This window comes from Mesorhizobium sp. WSM3224, assembly GCF_000427725.1.
In the GTDB taxonomy this organism is placed as follows: domain Bacteria; phylum Pseudomonadota; class Alphaproteobacteria; order Rhizobiales; family Rhizobiaceae; genus Mesorhizobium.
Window position 1 is genome coordinate 1 of record NZ_ATYO01000074.1, and the last position, 1,162, is coordinate 1,162.

Below are 1,162 nucleotides of genomic sequence, written 5' to 3' on the forward strand. Positions count from 1 at the left end.
CGGCCTTGCCGGGAACGACACGCTGTCGGGTTTGGCGGGTAATGATCTTCTTGATGGCGGGGACGGTAATGACACCTTGAATGGCGGGCCAGGGAGCGACGTGCTGGTTGGTGGTCTGGGCAATGACAGTTTGGCGGATGGCAGCGGGAACGATTCGCTTTATGGTGGCGAGGGTAACGACAGTCTGAATCTCACTTATACAGGGCCTTCCGGAGTGGCGCTGACGCAGGTTGCCGATGGCGGCCTAGGTGATGACGCGATCACCCTAAGCAATTCTGCAGGCGCTTCGATTTCTTATGCTATCACCGGCGGGGATGGAGCCGATTCCCTGGCTGCATCCCTTAACAACTCGACCCTCAATGGGTCGTTAGGCGATGGGAACGACACTGCTGCATTATACACCATATATTATGGCTCTACCGTTGACTTGGATATGGGCGGCGGCAACAACACTTGTGTAATATATGATATATATCAATCAAGCGTAAAGATAGAGTTTGGTGGTGGAAACGATTATGTTTTTTCGCCATACAGTGATTACTATGCGAATTTGGATTTAATCCTTGGCGATGGTGACAATACGGTAAGAGATTTAACATTCTACTCTAGCAATGTTAATTTGAGTTCCGGGGCAGGTATTGATACGATCCAGCTTTACGCATCCACCATGTCCATTGATACCGGCGGCGGCAACGACACGGTGACGCTAAATGGAGCAGGCTCGGTTTCCACCGGCGACGGCGATGATGCAGCCAACCTCACTGGATCGTTGACGGTCGATCTTGGTCTTGGAGATGATACGGCCCATCTTTCGCTAGCCGGCAATTCGACTCTCACCTTGGGTGGCGGGAGTGACAAGCTTTTTATTGACTCCTGGGATGGAACAGCTTCCGCAACCATCACCGATTTCGTCGCGGGAGCAGGCGGAGAGACACTCAACTACAGTGCACTTCTAAATCAACTGATTGGCTGGGATGGCTCTTCCAACCCGTTCGGCTCCGGCTTCATGCAACTCGTACAGGACGGTGCCGACACCCTCCTACAGGTCGACCGTGACGGCGCCGCCAGCAATCAAGCTTACACTACTCTGGTCCGCTTCCAGAACACCGATGCCGCAGACTTCACGGCCGCGAACTTCAATCCAGCATATCCGGTGGATGGA

Annotated in this window: 1 protein-coding gene; it reads left to right on the top strand. The window is 53.4% G+C overall.

Annotated features, from left to right (window positions below; all coding sequences use genetic code 11):
• Positions 1-1,162: calcium-binding protein (locus tag YU3_RS0133960; protein ID WP_027170310.1), on the top strand; the 1,162-nt coding region annotated here is incomplete at both ends.